This window comes from Dyella silvatica, assembly GCF_026283955.1.
GTDB lineage: Bacteria > Pseudomonadota > Gammaproteobacteria > Xanthomonadales > Rhodanobacteraceae > Dyella_C > Dyella_C silvatica.
In genome coordinates this window covers 92441-108908 of sequence record NZ_JAPDPE010000001.1, presented here as the reverse complement: position 1 = coordinate 108908, position 16468 = coordinate 92441, and the positions used below count along the sequence as shown (strand labels likewise).

At 63.0% G+C, this 16468-nt stretch carries 13 protein-coding genes and 1 riboswitch; of the genes, 7 read left to right on the top strand and 6 right to left on the bottom strand.

Translation table 11 applies throughout. The features are described from left to right. The first annotated feature begins 421 nt into the window (after positions 1-421). Positions 422-784, top strand: a complete 363-nt coding sequence (locus tag OUZ52_RS00420) for a hypothetical protein (RefSeq protein ID WP_266156333.1) — start codon at positions 422-424, stop codon at positions 782-784. A gap of 128 nt (positions 785-912) precedes the next feature. On the opposite strand, the gene OUZ52_RS00415 is transcribed toward OUZ52_RS00420, so the two are convergent. The 5 genes from OUZ52_RS00415 to OUZ52_RS00395 form a co-directional block, all read right to left on the bottom strand. After that, a complete protein-coding gene (locus OUZ52_RS00415; RefSeq protein WP_266156332.1) occupies positions 913-1389 on the bottom strand; it encodes a hypothetical protein in 477 nt (158 codons plus the stop codon). A 14-nt stretch (positions 1390-1403) separates the two neighbouring features. Beyond that, the gene (locus OUZ52_RS00410; protein ID WP_266156331.1) at positions 1404-1694 is read right to left on the bottom strand and encodes a LysM peptidoglycan-binding domain-containing protein; all 291 of its coding nucleotides are present in this window, start codon (positions 1692-1694) and stop codon (positions 1404-1406) included. Positions 1695-1777: 83 nt separating this feature from the next. Next, positions 1778-4909, bottom strand: a complete 3132-nt coding sequence (locus tag OUZ52_RS00405; RefSeq protein WP_266156330.1) for an efflux RND transporter permease subunit — start codon at positions 4907-4909, stop codon at positions 1778-1780. A 307-nt stretch (positions 4910-5216) separates the two neighbouring features. Further along, entirely contained in the window at positions 5217-8453 is a 3237-nt protein-coding gene (locus OUZ52_RS00400) for an efflux RND transporter permease subunit (RefSeq protein WP_266156329.1), read from the bottom strand. A gap of 173 nt (positions 8454-8626) precedes the next feature. Continuing rightward, complete coding sequence (locus OUZ52_RS00395) at positions 8627-9883, bottom strand: efflux RND transporter periplasmic adaptor subunit (RefSeq protein WP_266156328.1); 1257 nt, start codon at positions 9881-9883, stop codon at positions 8627-8629. A gap of 388 nt (positions 9884-10271) precedes the next feature. Here OUZ52_RS00395 and OUZ52_RS00390 point away from each other — a divergent pair, with 388 nt between their 5' ends. Further along, the gene (locus OUZ52_RS00390; protein WP_425493746.1) at positions 10272-10793 is read left to right on the top strand and encodes a c-type cytochrome; all 522 of its coding nucleotides are present in this window, start codon (positions 10272-10274) and stop codon (positions 10791-10793) included. 100 nt (positions 10794-10893) lie between these two features. Here the strand turns inward: OUZ52_RS00390 and OUZ52_RS00385 are convergent, their stop codons facing one another. After that, positions 10894-11481 carry an acyl carrier protein phosphodiesterase gene (locus OUZ52_RS00385; RefSeq protein WP_266156327.1) on the bottom strand — a complete coding sequence of 196 codons (588 nt, stop codon included), beginning with the start codon at positions 11479-11481 and terminating at the stop codon, positions 10894-10896. 42 nt (positions 11482-11523) lie between these two features. On the opposite strand from OUZ52_RS00385, the gene OUZ52_RS00380 reads away from it, so the two are divergent. From OUZ52_RS00380 to OUZ52_RS00360, 5 genes are all read left to right on the top strand, one after another. After that, complete coding sequence (locus OUZ52_RS00380) at positions 11524-12210, top strand: alpha/beta hydrolase (protein WP_266156326.1); 687 nt, start codon at positions 11524-11526, stop codon at positions 12208-12210. A gap of 2 nt (positions 12211-12212) precedes the next feature. Continuing rightward, entirely contained in the window at positions 12213-13223 is a 1011-nt protein-coding gene (locus OUZ52_RS00375; protein ID WP_266156325.1) for a lysozyme inhibitor LprI family protein, read from the top strand. 45 nt (positions 13224-13268) lie between these two features. Then, positions 13269-14384: a cell division protein ZapE gene (gene zapE / locus OUZ52_RS00370; RefSeq protein WP_266156324.1), complete on the top strand. Its 1116-nt coding sequence runs from the start codon at positions 13269-13271 to the stop codon at positions 14382-14384. Between the two features lie 262 nt (positions 14385-14646). After that, on the top strand, positions 14647-15030 hold the full coding sequence (locus tag OUZ52_RS00365; protein WP_266156323.1) for a peptidase C13: 384 nt from the start codon (positions 14647-14649) through the stop codon (positions 15028-15030). Positions 15031-15077: 47 nt separating this feature from the next. After that, positions 15078-16061 (top strand): hypothetical protein, encoded by a 984-nt coding sequence (locus tag OUZ52_RS00360; RefSeq protein ID WP_266156322.1) that lies wholly within the window; start codon positions 15078-15080, stop codon positions 16059-16061. A gap of 153 nt (positions 16062-16214) precedes the next feature. Then, a riboswitch (cobalamin riboswitch) is annotated at positions 16215-16427 on the top strand. Positions 16428-16468 lie beyond the last annotated feature (41 nt).

Sequence of the window (16468 nt, the reverse complement as noted above, 5' to 3'; positions counted from 1 at the left end):
GGCTGGACTCGGGCGCGGAGTCGTGCACGGCGCGCTGGGCCGGGCAGATCATCCGCATGCCGATACCGGCCGGCAGGGGGAGCCTCGATACTCGCTCGAGCCTCTCCGGGGCAGGAAAAACGAACGCGACAGACTTGGCGTCGCGCGCGCCTAAAGACAAGACCTGGCATTTTCGCCGGATCGCTTCACAATGGCTACGTACCTATCCGTATGGATGACGAAATACGTCGCCGCAGCAAAGAATGATCCTGGACGGCATCATCGTTTGGTCGGCTTCCGGCGTGTCGCCGCCCCCTGCCAAGTCAGTCCCAGCCCCAAATCGGATCAGAAAAACCGTGGTCTGTGCACGGGATGCTCACAAACCTTTCGCTTATGCTCCGGCCCCCACCGTCCCCACGGTAGTCACCCTTGCAAGACGCCCATGAGTGGATTGAGTCAACGCATTGTCGATTTCATTGCGCAGTTACAGCCGCTGTATACCTATCAACACGCCGATGGCCACGAATGCGCGTTGTCGCTAAGCGACGGCAGCCTGATCATGCCGCTGGATGAATCGCATGCCGCGCAGGAAGAAGGCTGGGTCGCGGTGTTCTGGCAGGGCGACAGCCGCCGGCGCTCGGAAGTGCTGGGCACCCACTTGGCCAGCCAGGCGGTGCTGCGCTATGTGGAATTGCGCGGTATTGGGCACGAGCAGGTTGAGCTGGGGTTGGAGCGTATCCGCCTGGCCGAGCGGTTTCGGCTGAGCACCGGCGTCTCGCTTAGCCTGGAGCCGGTACTGGTCTGAACAGGGCGGGCCGAGCCGGCCCCAAGCCAGCGCAGTGCGGCCGACGGCCCATGGCGGCGCAACAAAAAGAGCGCGGCAGCGCCGCGCTCTTTTTGTCTACTCAACAGGCCCGATGCCGACAGGCCAGGTTATTTGACCGAGAAATCCTTGCTGGCGGCGACGCTGCCGTTCAACGAAATCTCGACCTTGTAGTTACCGGCTGGGAAACCGTCCGGCTTGCTGATGCGGAAGGAGGTATTGGCCGGTGCGGTGATGTTGTTGCTCTCCTCGCTCACGGTCTGGCCGCTTTGATAAGTCCATTTGGCATCGAGCTTGGCGCTGCCGCTGCCGGTGGTGGCCGCCGAGGCGTAAATGGTGTCTTTCGGCGCGAAGCTGCTGGATGGCGTGGTGATTTTCTGATTGATATCAACGCCAGTGCCTAGTTCCACCGAGGCCACGCTGATCGGCGCGGCGGCCGGTGTGGCAGGTGCCGGTGCCGGCTGGGCGGCGGCGGGTGGCGCCGCTGCGGCCGGCGCCGGGGCTTCTTCTTTCTTGCCGCAAGCGCTCAAGGCGAGCACGGCGACCAATGACACGGTGTATAGCAAGGGTTGGCGGACAAGCTTCATAGCATTCCTCCTGTTCACTGGTCGGTAGGGATAGTCAGGATCTGGCCGGGCTTGATCCGGTTAGGGTCACTGAGCTGGTCGCGGTTGGCTTCGAAGATGCGCTTCCACTCGGTGCCGTTGCCGTAGACCAGCTTGGCGATCTTGGACAGGCTGTCACCGGGAACCACGGTATAGGTTTGCACCCCGGTGGCAGGTGCGGATGCTGTGCCGCCCTGCACGTTGCTGAAGTCTGGTGCTGGCGCAGGCGCGGAATCGGTACCGCCCTGCACATTGGAGAAATCGGGTTTATCGGTTTCGTTACCCATCGCACGCTCCTCCGTCCCGTATGAATCTACACAGATACCGGGAGGATCGTTAACGATACGTGATGCGGACCTAAGCTGGCCGTTCAGGGAGCCTTGGCCAGCCGGGCCAGCACCGGTTTGTGCCCACGGCGGCGGGCTCGCCAATCTTTCAGGCGTTGCGCCAGGCACGAGAAGATCACGTACAGCGCCGGCGTGCTGAGCAGGGTCAGGCTTTGCGAAATGATCAGCCCGCCGATCAGCGCGATACCCAGTGGACGGCGCAGCTCCGAGCCTTCGCCCAGGCCGATCGCAATCGGCAGGGCGGCGAGGATCGCCACCATGGTGGTCATCATGATCGGGCGGAAACGCACCAGGCAGGCCTCACGGGCGGCCTCCAGCGGCGCCATGCCGTGTTCGCGCTCGGCCACCAGGGCAAAGTCGATCATCATGATGGCGTTCTTTTTCACGATACCGATCAACAGCACCAGGGCGATCTGCGCAATCACCGATAACTCGGTGCTGGTGATCCACAGCGCCAGCAGCGCGCCGACACCGGCCGCAGGCAGGGTGGAAAGAATCGTCACCGGATGGATCAGGCTTTCGTACAGCATGCCCAGCACGATATAGACCACCACCACCGCGCCCAACAGCAACCACAGCATGCCACTTTGCGATTGCTGGAAGCGGCGGAAGTCACCGCCGATATTGACCCGGATATCGCCCGGCATGCGCATATTGCTCGCCGCCGCCTGGATGATTTGCAAGGCCTCGCCCATGCTGACACCCGGCGCGAGATTGAAGCTCATGCTCATCGTGGTGTATTGGTTTTCGTGCGAGATCTGGGTCGGCGCGAGACCCGGTTTTTGCGTGGCGAACGCGGTGATCGGCACCATCTTGCCGCTGCTGCTGGCCACATACAGGCGATCGAGCGCCGCTGGCGTCGCGGTCTGGTTGGCCAGTGCGTTCACTACCACCTTGTATTGGTTGAGATCCGAATAAATCGTGCCGACCGAACGCTGGCCGAAGGCATCGTAAAGCGCACCGTCAATGGAACCGATCGACACCCCCAGGCGCGCCGCCTTGTCGCGGTCGATCACCAGATTCTGCTGTAAGCCCGCATCGTCGACGTCGCTGCCGACATCTTTCAGCTTGGGATTTTTCTTGACCTCGGCCACCAGCTTGGGCAGCCATTGCTGCAACTGGGCCGTGTCGTTGCCTTGCAGCGACACCTGGTATTGCGCGCCCTGGCTGGTGCCGCCACCGCCGAAGCTGGGCAAATCCTGGATCGGGCGCAGGCGCACATTGAGGTCGGGATAGCGCGCCGCTTTCGCGCTTAACCGCGCGAGCACGGTAAAGGTGTCGTCCGTGCGGCCTTGCGCGTGGGTTTTCAATTCGATGTCGAAGGTGCCAGCCGCGCCTTGCCGGCTACTGCCTAGACGCGAACCGACGTTGATTACATCGGGGTCCTTCAACAGCATGTTGATCAATCGCTGCTGGCGATCCACCGCATTCTGGAACGAAACCGTGGCGCCCGAGGTCGCGCGGCCACGAATCAGGCCGGTGTCCTGCGGTGGAAACAAGCCGGTCTTGACCGTGCCGAACAGCACCACGGTGAGCGCGATCAGCGCCAGCGGAGTCAGCGCAAACGCGAGTGCGTGGCGCAGCGAAAAATTCAGCGCGGTGGCGTATATCTTCAGCATGCCGTCCTGGAATGACTCCAGCGCCATGCCGAGACGCGTCGTCGGCTTGTCGTCCAGGTGACCATTGAGAAAATGCCCGCACAGCGACGAGGTCAGGGTCAGCGATACCACCGCTGACACCGCAATCGCCGCGACCAGGGTGACGGTGAATTCTTTGAAGAACATACCGGTGATGCCGCCCATGAACAGCAGCGGGATAAACACGGCGATCAGCGAGGCGGTGATCGACACGATGGTGAAGCCGATCTCGCGCGCGCCGACCAGCGCGGCCTCCATCCGCGTCATGCCCTGATCGATATGCCGCACGATGTTCTCGATCACCACGATGGCGTCATCGACCACGAAACCGATGGCGATGACCAAGGCCAGCAGGGTGAGGTTGTTGAGGGTAAAGCCGAGGATGTACATGATCATCGCCGCACCGGCCAGCGACAGCGGCACCGCGGCCGTGGCGATCAGTGTCGGCGCGAGACGGCGCAGGAACAGCGCCATCGTCATCATCACCATCAGCAGGCTGATCAGCAGGGTCATCTGCACTTCGCGCAGCGACGCGCGAATGGTCGGCGTGCCGTCGAAATAAGGTGTCAGGGTGGTGCCGGGCTGCAAGTAGCCGCGCAATAGCGGCACCTCTTGTTTGACCCGGTCCACGGTATCGATGATGTTCGCGTTCGACTGGCGATACACATACATCAAGATCGCCGGCTTGCCGTGGAACCAGGCCACTTGATAGGCGTCTTGCTGGCCATCGTAGACATTCGCCACATCGGACAGGCGCACCGGTATGCCCTTGTTCGAGGCAACGACCAGCTTGGCGAAATCATCGGCCGTATGCAGCGAGTCGTTGGCGGTCACCGCCATGGTGGTCTGGCCATTGGACAAAAAGCCCTGCGGCGAGGTGACATTGGCGGCGGTGAGCGCATTGCGCAGCTGGTCGGGCGACAGGCCCATCGCGTTCAACGCATGCAGATTCACGTCGACCCGGATCGCCGGGGTCGCCGCGCCGAGGATATCCACCTCGGACACGCCGTTGAGCTGGCGCAAGCGCTGTGCCAGCAACGAATCGGCCACGTCGTAGAGGCTGCGCGCCGACTGCGTGTCGGAAGTCAGCGCAAAGGCGATGATCGGATCGTCGTTCGGGTTGGCCTTCTGGTAGCTGGGCGGACTGTTCAAGCCGGCAGGCAGATCCGGCGCGGCAGCGTTGATCGCCGCTTGCACGTCGCGGGCGGCGGCATCCAGGTTGCGCCCGGTCTCGAACATCATGAAAACCTGGGTACTGCCCAGCGAACTGTTCGAACGCAGCGTGTCGATACCCGCCACCTGGCCCAGGTGGCGTTCCAGCGGCGCGGCCACGGTAGAGGCCATATTCTCGGCGCTGGCGCCGGCCTGGCTGGCCTGCACGAAAATCACCGGGAACTGCATGTTCGGCAAGGCCGCCACACCAAGCAGCGAATAGCAGATCAAGCCGACCACGAAGATACCGATCGCCAGCAGCGAGGTTCCAATCGGGCGGCGGATGAAGGGGCCGGAAATATTCATGCGATCAACATTACGCGGAAGTCGTCACCATGAGCGCCCCGGTCAGACCGGGACGGCACTGATAAGAGCAGATATGGCGATGACATGAAACGGCCGGTATCGCCATTGAGGCTACCGGGAGATGCGGATTCACAATCCGTGGTGTATTCAACGGCCGACCTGCGGAACGGTTGATCTTTCGGCGGCCCGCGCATGGCCCGCCATGACGCGGGCGCACCGACCGCCAGCCGCCAAGACGCCGAAAGGGGTGCGGCTGTCCAGCCGCACCCCTCGTTGTATCCGGCCATCGGTCATCGAAAGCCCAAGATCACATCGTGCCTCGGGCCGAGGCATGCGCCAGCGCGCGACGTTCGCGGCGCAGGCGCAGCCAGTCGGAGAAACGCTCCATGTACAGATAGATCACCGGCGTGGTGTACAGGGTCACCAATTGTGAAAGCAGCAAGCCGCCGACGATGGAGACGCCCAGCGGACGCCGCAGCTCCGCACCGATGCCGTTACCCAGGGCCAGCGGCAAGGCACCGAGCATGGCGGCCGCGGTGGTCATCATGATCGGGCGGAAACGCAGCAAGCAGGCGCGGCGAATCGCTTCGCGCGGCTTCATGCCGTTGCGCTGCGCCTCGATCGCGAAGTCGATCATCATGATCGCGTTCTTCTTGACGATACCGATCAGCAACACGATGCCGACGATGCCATCCACCGACAGGCTCATGCCGCAGAGAATCAGCGCCAGCAGCGCACCGACACCGGCCGGCGGCAGCGTGGAGATGATGGTCAGCGGGTGGATGTAGCTTTCGTACAGCACGCCCAGCACGATGTAGATCACCACGACCGCGGCGAGCAGCAGCAGCACTTCATCGCCCAGCGAGGAGGAGAACTCGGCCGCCTTGCCGACGAACTGTCCGCGCACCTGCGGCGGGAAATTCACCTGCGCCTCGACTTCGTGTACTGCCAGCACGGCGTCGGACAACGAATAACCCGGTGCCAGGTTGAACGACAAGGTCACCGCTGGCAGCTGTTGCTGATGGCTGACCACCAGCGGCGCATTGGTCACTTCGGAGGTGGCCAGCGAAGCCAGCGGAATGGTGCCGCCCGCACCCAGCAGAATGCCGGTATTGGCGACATTGAGGCCAGTGCTGGTCGATGAATTGCTCGACGCCGCCTGGCCAAAGCTGGTGGCATTGCTGCCGGTCAGGGCGCCACTGCCGTTGCTCTTCACCGTCAGCTGATTGAGCAGCGCCGTGCTGGTGCGGAACTGCGGCGCTACCTCCAGCACCACGCGGTACTGATTGAGCTGGGTGAAAATGGTGGAGATCTGGCGCTGGCCGAACGAGTCGTACAGCGTGTCATCGATGGTCTGCACCGGCACACCGAGGCGGCTGGCTTTTTCGCGGTCGATGGTCAGCTTGAGCGCGGTGCCCTGGTCGGCAAGATTGTTGTCGACATCGGCCAACTCTTTGCGTTGACGCAGGGCCTGAGTCATCTGGGTGGCGTACTGGCTCAGCTCGGCCGAGTTCACATCCGACATGGAGTACTGGTACTCGGTCGCGGAGACGCGGCTGTCCAGGGTGACGTCCTGCACCGGCTTTAAATACAGCGCCACACCGGGAATACCCGCCGCCGCCGCTTGCAGGCGCGGCAACACCTCATCCAGGCCACCACGCTCGCCGCGCGCCTTCAAGACAATGCTGAGCTGGCCCTGGTTCAAGGTGGGGTTGATCGAGCCGGCGCCGATAAAGGCCGCCACACCGGTCACGTCAGGATCTTTTTGCAACGCGTCCGCCACCGCCTTGGTGCGCTGCTCCATCTGCGGGAACGCCACATTCTGGTCGGCTTGCACGACACCGGTGATCAGGCCGGTGTCCTGCTCGGGCAACAGGCCCTTGGGAATAGTGATGTAGAGGAACACCGTCACCACCACCGTAATGGCCGCCACCGTGATGGTCAGGCGCTGGTGATCGAGCACCCAGTCGAGCGTGCGCTCGTACAGGCCAACGGTACGCGTCCACAGATTCTGCTTGCCTTGCGCCGCATGACGCTCGTGCACGTCATCGCCCTCGGGCAAGGCATCGGGCTTGAGCAAGTAAGCGCACATCATCGGTGTCAGGGTCAGCGACACCAGCATCGAGATGGTTACCGCAATGGTCAGCACCCAGGCGAACTCATGGAACAAGCGGCCGGTGACGCCAGGCATCAACAGCAGCGGCAGGAATACCGCCACCAGCGACACCGTCAATGACAACACGGTAAAGCCGATTTCTCTCGCGCCGACTTCGGCGGCTTCTTTGCCGTCCTTGCCCTGCTCGATATAGCGCACGATGTTTTCGATCATCACGATCGCATCGTCGACCACGAAACCCGTCGCCACGGTCAAGGCCATCAGCGACAGATTGTCCAGCGACATGCCGGTAAAGGCCATCACGCCGAACGTGCCCAGCAACGACAGCGGCACCGCCACCGAGGGGATGATGGTCGCCCACAGCCGGCGCAGGAACACGAAGATCACCCCGACCACCAGGAAGATGGTCAGGATCAGGGTGAACTGCACGTCTTCGACCGAGGCGCGGATGGTGATGGTGCGGTCGGCGAACACATCCAGGTGTACATCGGCCGGCAGCACGCTGCGCAACTGCGGCAGGATGTTGCGGATCTGCTGCACCGTCTGCACGATGTTCGCGCCCGGCTGGCGGCGAATATCCAGCAACACGGCCGGCTTGCCGTCGGCCCATGCGGCCAGCTGATCGTTCTCGACACCGTCGACCACCGCCGCGACATCGGACAAGCGCACCGGCGCAGTGTTCTTGTACGAAATGATCGTGTTCTTGTAGTCGGCCGCCGTCGCCAGCTGATCGTTGGTACCGATGCTGTACGACTGGGTGGCGCCATTCAAGGTGCCCTTGGGCGCATTGACGTTGGCCTGCGTGAGCGCGCTGCGCACGTCCTCCATGGTCAGGCCGAGATTGGCCAGCTGCGCCGGATTGACCTGTACGCGCACGGCCGGACGAACATTGCCGGCGATCGACACCAGGCCGACGCCCTGCACTTGCGACAGCTTCTGCGCCAGGATCGAGTCGGCGTAGTTGTTCACATCACGCAGCGGCAGGCTGTCGGAAGTGAGCTTGAGGGTAATGATCGGCGCATCGGCCGGATTGACGCGGTTGTACACCGGCGGATACGGCAGCGTGCTGGGCAAGGTGCCGCGCGCCTGGCTGATCGCCGCTTGTACGTCTTGCGCGGCGATATCGATATCGCGGTCCATCGCGAACTGCAGCACGATGGTCGACAGACCCGCCGACGAATCGGAGGTCATCATGCTGAGGCCGGAGATCTGGCCGAGGTTACGCTCCAGCGGCGTAGTGACCAGGGAGGCCATGGTCGCGGCGCTGGCACCCGGATATTGCGTGGTCACGACCAGGCTGGGCGCGTCGATCTCGGGCAAGGCCGACACGGGCAGCTGGCGATAGCCAAGAATGCCGAGCAGCATCACCGCCACCATCAAGAGCGAGGTGGCGATCGGTCGGCGAATGAAAAGGGTTGAAAATCCCATGGGTATCCGTGCCGCTGTAAAGGTTGCTATTGCAGGAGCGTGCCGAGGCCCGCGATAGGTTCTAACGAGGACCCACCCTGCAGCGATCGACCGGGAGCGGTACGCCTTATCGCGTTACCGCCCCGCTGGTTTTTCGCGCACAGACTGCGCTCCTACAACAAACTAAGCTGCTATCAGTGTCCGCCGCCACGGCGGCCACCGCCCTGCTGCCCTTGCTTCTTGGCTTTATCCAGTTCGGCGGCGGTCGGCAGCGCCGGCACTTCACCAGGCTTCAGCGCCTTGACCTTGCTGCCCGGCTTCAGACGGAACTGGCCTTCGGTGACGACCTGCTGGCTCAAGCTCAGGCCGCTGCCGATCATCACGTGGCTGTCGCCGACTTCGCCGGTGATTTTCACCGTCTGCATTTTTACCGTCTGGTCGTCTTGCACCAGATAGACATAGTCGCCGTCCGGACCGCGCTGCACCGCCTGGGCAGGAATCACCAGGCCGCCGCTAACCGTATGCACCTTCAGCCGTACATTGACGAACTGGCCCGGCCACAGGTCGCTCTTGGCGTTGCCGAACTGCGAGCGCAGCTTGAAGGTGCCGGTGGTGGTGTCGATCTGGTTGTCGATGACATTCAGCACGCCGTCGTCGGCGATGGTGTGCGAGTCGGCACGGTCCAGCGCAAGCACTTCCAGCGAGCCGCCGCCAGCGGCGGCCGCACGCACGATCTCCAGGTTCTGCTCGGGCAGGCTGAATTGCACGTAGATCGGATGGATCTGGGTCAGCGTGACCACCGTCGTCGTCGTCGTGACGACATTGCCCGGATCGACATTGCGGATACCGGCCACGCCATCGATCGGCGAAACGATGCGGGTGAAATCCAGCTGCACCTTGGCCGAACGCACGCTGGCCCGGTCAGCCGAGACCGTCGCGGCCAGCTGTCCGACGTTATTGCGGAAGGTGTCCATGTCCAGGGCGGCGACATAGCCTTTTTCGACCAGAGCCTGATTGCGCTTGAGCGTGCTCTGCGCCGTCGCCAGCAAGGCTTCATCCTGTTGCTGCTTGGCGGAAGCCTGGTCGTAGGTGGCCTGGAAGGTGCGTGGATCGATTTGCGCCAGCAAATCGCCCTTCTTCACTTCCTGGCCTTCTTTGAAGTTGATGCTGAGCAGCTGGCCGCTGATCTGCGGATTCACCGCCACGGTGTTGAGCGCCTGCACGGTACCGAGCGCCGTCAGGTAGACCGGCACATCCTGCTTGAGCACGGCCTCGACCGTGACCGGCACCGGTGTGTCCTTGCTCTGGTCTTTACCTTGATCTTTGCCCTGGCCGCTGGACTGATTGCCGCCATCGGCGGCAGCCGACGGCTTGTGCAATAGCCGGAAGCCGACCGCCCCCACCACGATCACGGCGATAACGATCAGCGCGACCTTCCAAAAACGCGACATGTAGAACTCCCGGATGAAGACTGCGGGTCACTTGACCCTGCTGGCGCGGCTTGCGCCTGACGTTGGCGGCAAGAATAGGGTGAGATCAACGAGATTTGACAATGCCGGTTGACATGGGTCGGACATGACCGATGGCAGGGTAAGGCGCGTCAGACCGCCATTTGACCTCAATAGTTGCTGCTTTTTGTGACATCCCTCTTAATCGACCGATCCCCACGATCTGCCTGAAACTTGTTCCCCGCTTCGTCTATAATCCGCCGCTTGTTGCCAACGCCAGCCTCACTCGAGGGGGGATGCGGCAAACGCGGCGTCGACGCAACGGCATCCAGCATGCCTGCATTTGATGCTCGGCGTACCCACTAACTGGAGTATTTGCGTGAGCGGTTCCCTGACCAAATCCGACCAGAGCTTCATGCGCAGCTTCTCGATGCTGATCGCTGGCCTGAGTGTGTTGACCGTCATTCTGATCGGCATGGCCTGGCTGATTTATGACCACGAGCCTAAAGAGATCAATCCCGAGGCCGCCAAAAAGGTCGCCGCGCGGATTGAGCCCGCCGGTGCCGTCTACGCCGGCAACACCGGTCGTGCCGCCATGCAGGCGGCGCAAGATGCCGCCGCCAAGCTCGCCGCCTCGCAGGTCGCCTTTGGCGGCAGCACCGACGGCAAGACCATTTACGACGGCCTCTGCCACAGCTGCCACACCGCCGGTGTCGCCGGTGCGCCGAAAGTCGGCGACAAAGGCATGTGGGCGCCGCGTATCGCTCAAGGCCTGGATACCCTGGTCAAGCATGCTATCGAGGGTTACCACGGCCCCGACGGCAACACCATGCCGGCCAAGGGCGGCATGCCGTCGCTGACCGACGACCAGGTGAAGAATGCTGTGCATTGGATGACCGACCAGTCCAAGTAAGTTCGCTTCAAGTAAGCACTGTTCGGTAGCTGTACTCACAACGCCGCTTTTAAGCGGCGTTGTTGTATCTGCGGGGTTGTATGCGTGATGTGAAAAACCCCTAGCCCGCGTCGTGCTTCCAGCGTTGCGCAAAATCCTGCAATGTCGGAAAGAACGCCTCGAAGTGCGCCTGCAGGGGCAGCGCCTGCTCGATCAGTACCGGCAACGCGCTGGCCAATGGATTGGCCCGGCTCAGGCGCTGCGAAATACCGGTCAAGGCCAGGCCGATCTCCTCGCGCTCCGCGTAAGCCGCAGGCAGGCCATGGGCATCCATATAGTGGCGAAACCGGCGCAACTCCGCCGGCAACCAGGCATCCTGTCGATGCAGCAATTCACGCAGCCGGCTCGAGAACGCAGCCAGCGGCTGCTGGCTCCAATGCGCGAAATCGCGCGCCAGGCAATGATCGAACCACATATCCAGCAAGATGCCCGCGTAACGTCGATACGGCGGCGGCAGCAAGGCCCGCGCAGCCTGCACCTCGGGATGGCTGTCGGTATATACATCGATGGCGCGATGCAGGCGGATGCCGGTGATCAGCCGCGGCGGCAACGCCGGGTCGGGCTGGCCGCGCACAAAATCGCCCATCAGGCCGCCCAGTTGCAGCCACTCGTCATCGCCTGCCAACAAGGTATGCGCCAGATAATTCACCCATCACCCCCACATGGGGATCGGCCAGTTATCATTCGCCGCATGAATCCCATCGCGCTCCCCGCCGATCCCGCCGGTTTCCCCGAACAAGCGGCCAGCTTCACGCTCTCCGGCCCATCCGGCAAGCTCGAAACCATTAGCGATGTCGCCGAACCTCCGACCGCGCGCCGTGGCGTGGCCATCATCTGCCATCCCCACCCGCTGCAAGGCGGCACCATGCATAACAAAGTGGTGACCATGGTCGAGCGCGCCCTGCGCGAATCCGGCCTGGACACCGTGCGCTTCAATTTTCGCGGCACCGGCGACTCTGAGGGCAGCTTCGACGACGGCAACGGCGAGGGCGATGATCTTGCCGCCGTGGTCGACTGGGTGCGCCGCGTGCGCCCCAGCGATGCTTTATGGCTGGCCGGGTTCTCGTTCGGCAGCTATGTGACGATTCGCAACGCGGTACGCTTGCGCGCCGATGCGCTGATCAGCATTGCGCCTCCGGCCGGGCGCTGGCCGTTCGAAACCATCGAGCTGCCGACCAGCCCCTGGCTGGTGGTGCAAGGTGAGGAAGACGAAGTGGTCGAACCACAGGCCGTCTTCGACTGGATCGACAGCATGCAGGATCCGCCCGAGCTGATACGCATGCCGGAAACCAGCCATTTTTTCCATCGCCGGTTGATGGATTTACGCGGCGCCGTAAAGCACGCCGTACGCGAATGGCTCCCCCCCTCACGGAGTTGAACATGCGCCTGCTGCCCTGGACCGCCGCGGTCCTGCTCGCCCTGCCTCTGTTCGCCCATGCCGCCGGCTTCGACTGCCACAAGGCGCAGTCCACCGTCGAGAAAACCGTTTGCGCCGACCCGGCTCTATCCCAACTCGATAGCCAGCTAGCCAGCGCTTTCCACCAGGCGATGGCGGCCACGCCAGGCGACGCGGCACTGCTGCGCGTGCAACGCAACTGGCTCAAGCAGCGTGACGCCTGCAACGACGACAAGACCTGCCTGACCTGGAACTACCATCAGCGCCTGAGTGCCTTGGCAGCTGGCAAGGGCATGCAGGCGCCGGATCCGATGCGCTGGCAACAGCGCTGGACACTCAACAGCAACAATCCCAGCGTCGGTGCCGACTTGCTGCTGTGGGGCGACCTGCCGCGACTGAACTTCTCTATCCAGGCCTTCAACGGAGCACACGTAAGCAGCGTCACCGGCCAGTTGCTGGTGAACGGCCAGCAAGGTCAAGCGCATCCTGACGACCGCTGCGTACTGGCGTTCCAGCTACGCGGCCAGCGATTGGCGGTGAACCAAAACGACGCCGACTGCGGAGCCGCCATCGGGGTCGGCTACGGTGGCGACTATGTCCCCGTCGCGATCGCCGAGGCCAAGCCCGCCCCCACTCTGCTCAGCCTCAAGGTGCTGGACCAACCAGCGCAGGATTTGGCCGCACGCCAATTGCTGGGCAAAGACTACGGCACCCTGCTGGACACGGTGAACCTGAGCAGCACGGCGGACGACCTGGACCACCTGGGTGCAACGGTCGGCACCTATTTCGTGCGCGGCATCGCCAACACCACTGCGGCCATCGTGATGAGTCACGGCGAGCAGTTGTGGATCGGCCTGCTGGTGTTCGACGCCAAGAATCAGGTGCGCATGCGCTATTACACCAATGTGCCGGACTGGAAAACGCGCGTGCCCAAGACGATCCAGCGCTGGCACGACGACAACGACAAAACCCTCCCCATCGACCGGATGCCGTAAGCGCAAAGCCGCGCCCGCCTGAGCTGTAGAGCCCCAGCAAACCCTATGAGTGAAAACCCATCCATCGCGCCCAGCGCGCGTTATCAGGAAGGCATTGCCGCACACCGCTGGGAAGCCGACCCGGCGCAGCAAATGCTGCTGCCCGAGTTCGACCGCATGTATGCCGCGCTGACCGCCGCCCCCGAAAGCAATGGCTTGTTCGGGCGGCTGAAATCACTGCTCGGCAACGAATCGACCGCGCTGGTGCCCGGCCTGTATCTATGGGGCAGTGTCGGCCGCGGCAAAACCTTTTTGATGGATTTGTTCGTCTCCAGCCTGCCGCCGGGTATCGCGCTGCGCCGCCACTATCACCGCTTCATGGGCGAGGTGCACGAAAGCCTGCGCGCCCTCGGCGAGCGGCAAGACCCGCTGCTCGATGTGGCTGCCGGCATCGCCGGCCGCTGCCGCGTGCTGTGCCTGGACGAATTCCTGGTCAACGACATCGGCGATGCGATGATTCTCGCCACGCTGCTGCAAGCACTTACCGAACGCGGCGTCAGCCTGGTCACCACCTCCAATACCGCGCCGGCCAACTTGTACAAAGACGGCTTGCAGCGCGCGCGCTTTCTGCCCGCCATCGCCTTGATCGAAAAGCATTGCCATGTCGTCGAAATGATTTCGGCGCACGACTGGCGTTTGCGTGCTTTGTCGCAAGCCCCGGTTTATCACACCCCGCCCGGGGTCGAGGCCGAGCGTGCGCTGACCCGGATTTTCACCACCCAGGCGCAGGGCGAGGCGCAGGACGGTGGCGACATCACCATCAACGACCGCCCCATTCCGTTGCGCAAACGCGCCGACAATATTCTCTGGTTCGACTTTCCCGACCTGTGCGAAGGCCCGCGTGCGGTCGCCGACTACATCGAACTGGCCAAGGCCGGCCCGGCCATCATCGTCTCCAACGTGCCGCAATTCAGTATCTACAGCGAGGACGCCGCCAAACGCTTCGTGCTGCTGGTGGATGAGTTCTACGACCGCCACGTCAAGCTGGTGCTGTCAGCCGCCGCGCCGATCACCGAACTGTACGACGGCGAGCGTTTGCGCGCCGAGTTCGGCCGCACCGAATCGCGCCTGATCGAAATGCAAAGCGAGGAATACCTGGCGCTAGAGCATCGGGCGGACTGAGGTTAAGCCTACGCTTGTGTCTTATGGCTTGTGCCTAAACCTGCTGCAAGCTTGACCCCTCCCCAGCCCTCCCCTGCAAGCAGGGGAGGGAGTCCAAACGAAGCAAGCTGTAGCTCCTCCCCCTGTCTGCAGGGGGAGGCCGGGAGGGGGTGCGCTCTCGCCCATGAAGTGAACACACTGATCACCCCGCGCACGCCCCTGCCAGCAGAGCATCCCCGGCAGAACTGCTAACGTGCGCCACTCACCCGCCTGGATACCCGCCATGTCGATCTTGCTTGCCGCCGCCCTGTTGCTCGCCCCCACCGACGCATCTCAAAACAGCTTCGCCTCGCGCGTGACCCAGGCCAAACTGACCGAAGCCACCGCCGCCGGCTCGACCTACCAGACCCAGCTCTGGGCCAAGATCGGCAACCCGACCACCAATGCGCTGAAAGCCTGCATCGACAGCAACGCCCCGGCCAACAAAGCGCCGTTCACCCTGGTCAGCGAGGTGCAGGCCGATGGCAAGCCCGCGCATGTCGACGTCTTCCCGGCCACTCCGGTCGCCAACTGCTTCGCCGGCCAGTTCGCCAGCTGGACCCTGCCCACCCCACCCGAAAAACCGGTGCCCTACCCGATCGAGATCGACGTCAGCATCGTGCCTTGAGGCCATCTTGACTTAACGGCCAGAGCCCCATCGCAGGAAGCGACATCGTGAAAAAAGCAGGTATCGAGCATTTACCCACCCGGACGCGGCCTCAGTCACTGATCTGGGAAGGCAACGAACTGGTGGACTGGGTCGGTGGAGGGCGCCGGTGGCTGGCCAGCGGCGCTGAACCCTCGGCTGTAGTCAACTACGCGTACTCGTTCGGTCGCGCGGTAGGTTCGCCATCGGGCCGTTTCAGCGTGATCTATGCCGACCGGCAAACTAAAGGGCTGGTACTCGAACACGGTCACGTCCTGCGCGAGATCAATCGCAGCTTCTATTTCGCCGATGCCTACGATTACCCCGTTGCCCTGGGCATGCTGCCTGACGGCCGCGAGGTCATGGCGCACTGCCCCGACAGTTACAACCGCATCGAGATAGAGACGCTCGCCGAGGGCCAGCGGCTGACCCAACGCGAAAGCGAGGCTATCGATGTATTCCATTCGCGCCTGCAATTCAGCCCCGATGGGCGTTATCTGCTCTCGGCTGGCTGGGTCTGGCATCCATGGAATGTGCTGCATGTTTATGACGTCGCCGAAGCGCTGAGCCAACCTGCATCACTCGATAGCGCTGACCTTGCGCCACCGATAAATGGCCAAGTAGCCAGCGCCGGCTGGCACGATGCGCAGCACATCGTGGTCACGACCAACGATGAAGACGAACTCGATGACGAATCCGACGATCTCGGCGCTGGTGAATCCGGCATCTGGTCCCTGGCTCGACACGCCTGGAGTCAACGCCAGCGCGACTGGAATCCGCTCGGCCCGCTCTACCCCTGCGCGGGCGGCCTTGTATATGTTGAGGAGGATTTGCGCTGGAGTACGCCCGATGGCCTGACTCAGCTGGCGTGGCCAGAGCTGAAGATTCACCATGCCCCGGCCGCCGAGCACGGTCTCTGGCCCCATCCCCGCCCGATCATTGCGGTCCACCCCACCCACCCGCGTTTCGCCGTGGTCACCGAGACCTCCCTGGCGGTCATCACCTTAGCCTGACATCAGCTAGGTCATCCGCTCCGCTTCGCCGGATCAGGCGACCCGCCCAAGAACTTTTTTTGCGATCGGCCAAGCTCGCGTCACAGCTGGGGTGAAGCGGCTTATCCACCGACATATCCACAAGTTATTGGGTTGACCCGCCCCCTGGCACCCGATATGTTGTGCCCTGTCGGTGCCTTTCTCAGACCTACGGTCGGATCGGCTTAATAGGGAATCCGGTGTGAATCCGGGACTGCCCCGCAGCGGTAAGTGGAAACGAAAGCCCCCATAGCACTGGCCAGCAGCGGCTGGGAAGCGGGGACAAGTAGGCGAGCCGAAAGGCTCATGTCCGCGAGTCCGAAGACCTGCCGACACATCGCAGTCTTTCAGCGCTGCGATGAGTGGTGGCGGCTTCCGCGGGGAGGCGC

Excerpts from the sequence above, each read along its gene's own strand:
- OUZ52_RS00420 (WP_266156333.1), top strand. The coding sequence starts at position 422 with ATGAGTGGATTGAGTCAACGCATTGTCGATTTCATTGCGCAGTTACAG.
- OUZ52_RS00415 (WP_266156332.1), bottom strand. The coding sequence starts at position 1,389 with ATGAAGCTTGTCCGCCAACCCTTGCTATACACCGTGTCATTGGTCGCC.
- OUZ52_RS00410 (WP_266156331.1), bottom strand. The coding sequence starts at position 1,694 with ATGGGTAACGAAACCGATAAACCCGATTTCTCCAATGTGCAGGGCGGT.
- OUZ52_RS00405 (WP_266156330.1), bottom strand. The coding sequence starts at position 4,909 with ATGAATATTTCCGGCCCCTTCATCCGCCGCCCGATTGGAACCTCGCTG.
- OUZ52_RS00400 (WP_266156329.1), bottom strand. The coding sequence starts at position 8,453 with ATGGGATTTTCAACCCTTTTCATTCGCCGACCGATCGCCACCTCGCTC.
- OUZ52_RS00395 (WP_266156328.1), bottom strand. The coding sequence starts at position 9,883 with ATGTCGCGTTTTTGGAAGGTCGCGCTGATCGTTATCGCCGTGATCGTG.
- OUZ52_RS00380 (WP_266156326.1), top strand. The coding sequence starts at position 11,524 with ATGAATCCCATCGCGCTCCCCGCCGATCCCGCCGGTTTCCCCGAACAA.
- OUZ52_RS00375 (WP_266156325.1), top strand. The coding sequence starts at position 12,213 with ATGCGCCTGCTGCCCTGGACCGCCGCGGTCCTGCTCGCCCTGCCTCTG.
- zapE (WP_266156324.1), top strand. The coding sequence starts at position 13,269 with ATGAGTGAAAACCCATCCATCGCGCCCAGCGCGCGTTATCAGGAAGGC.
- OUZ52_RS00365 (WP_266156323.1), top strand. The coding sequence starts at position 14,647 with ATGTCGATCTTGCTTGCCGCCGCCCTGTTGCTCGCCCCCACCGACGCA.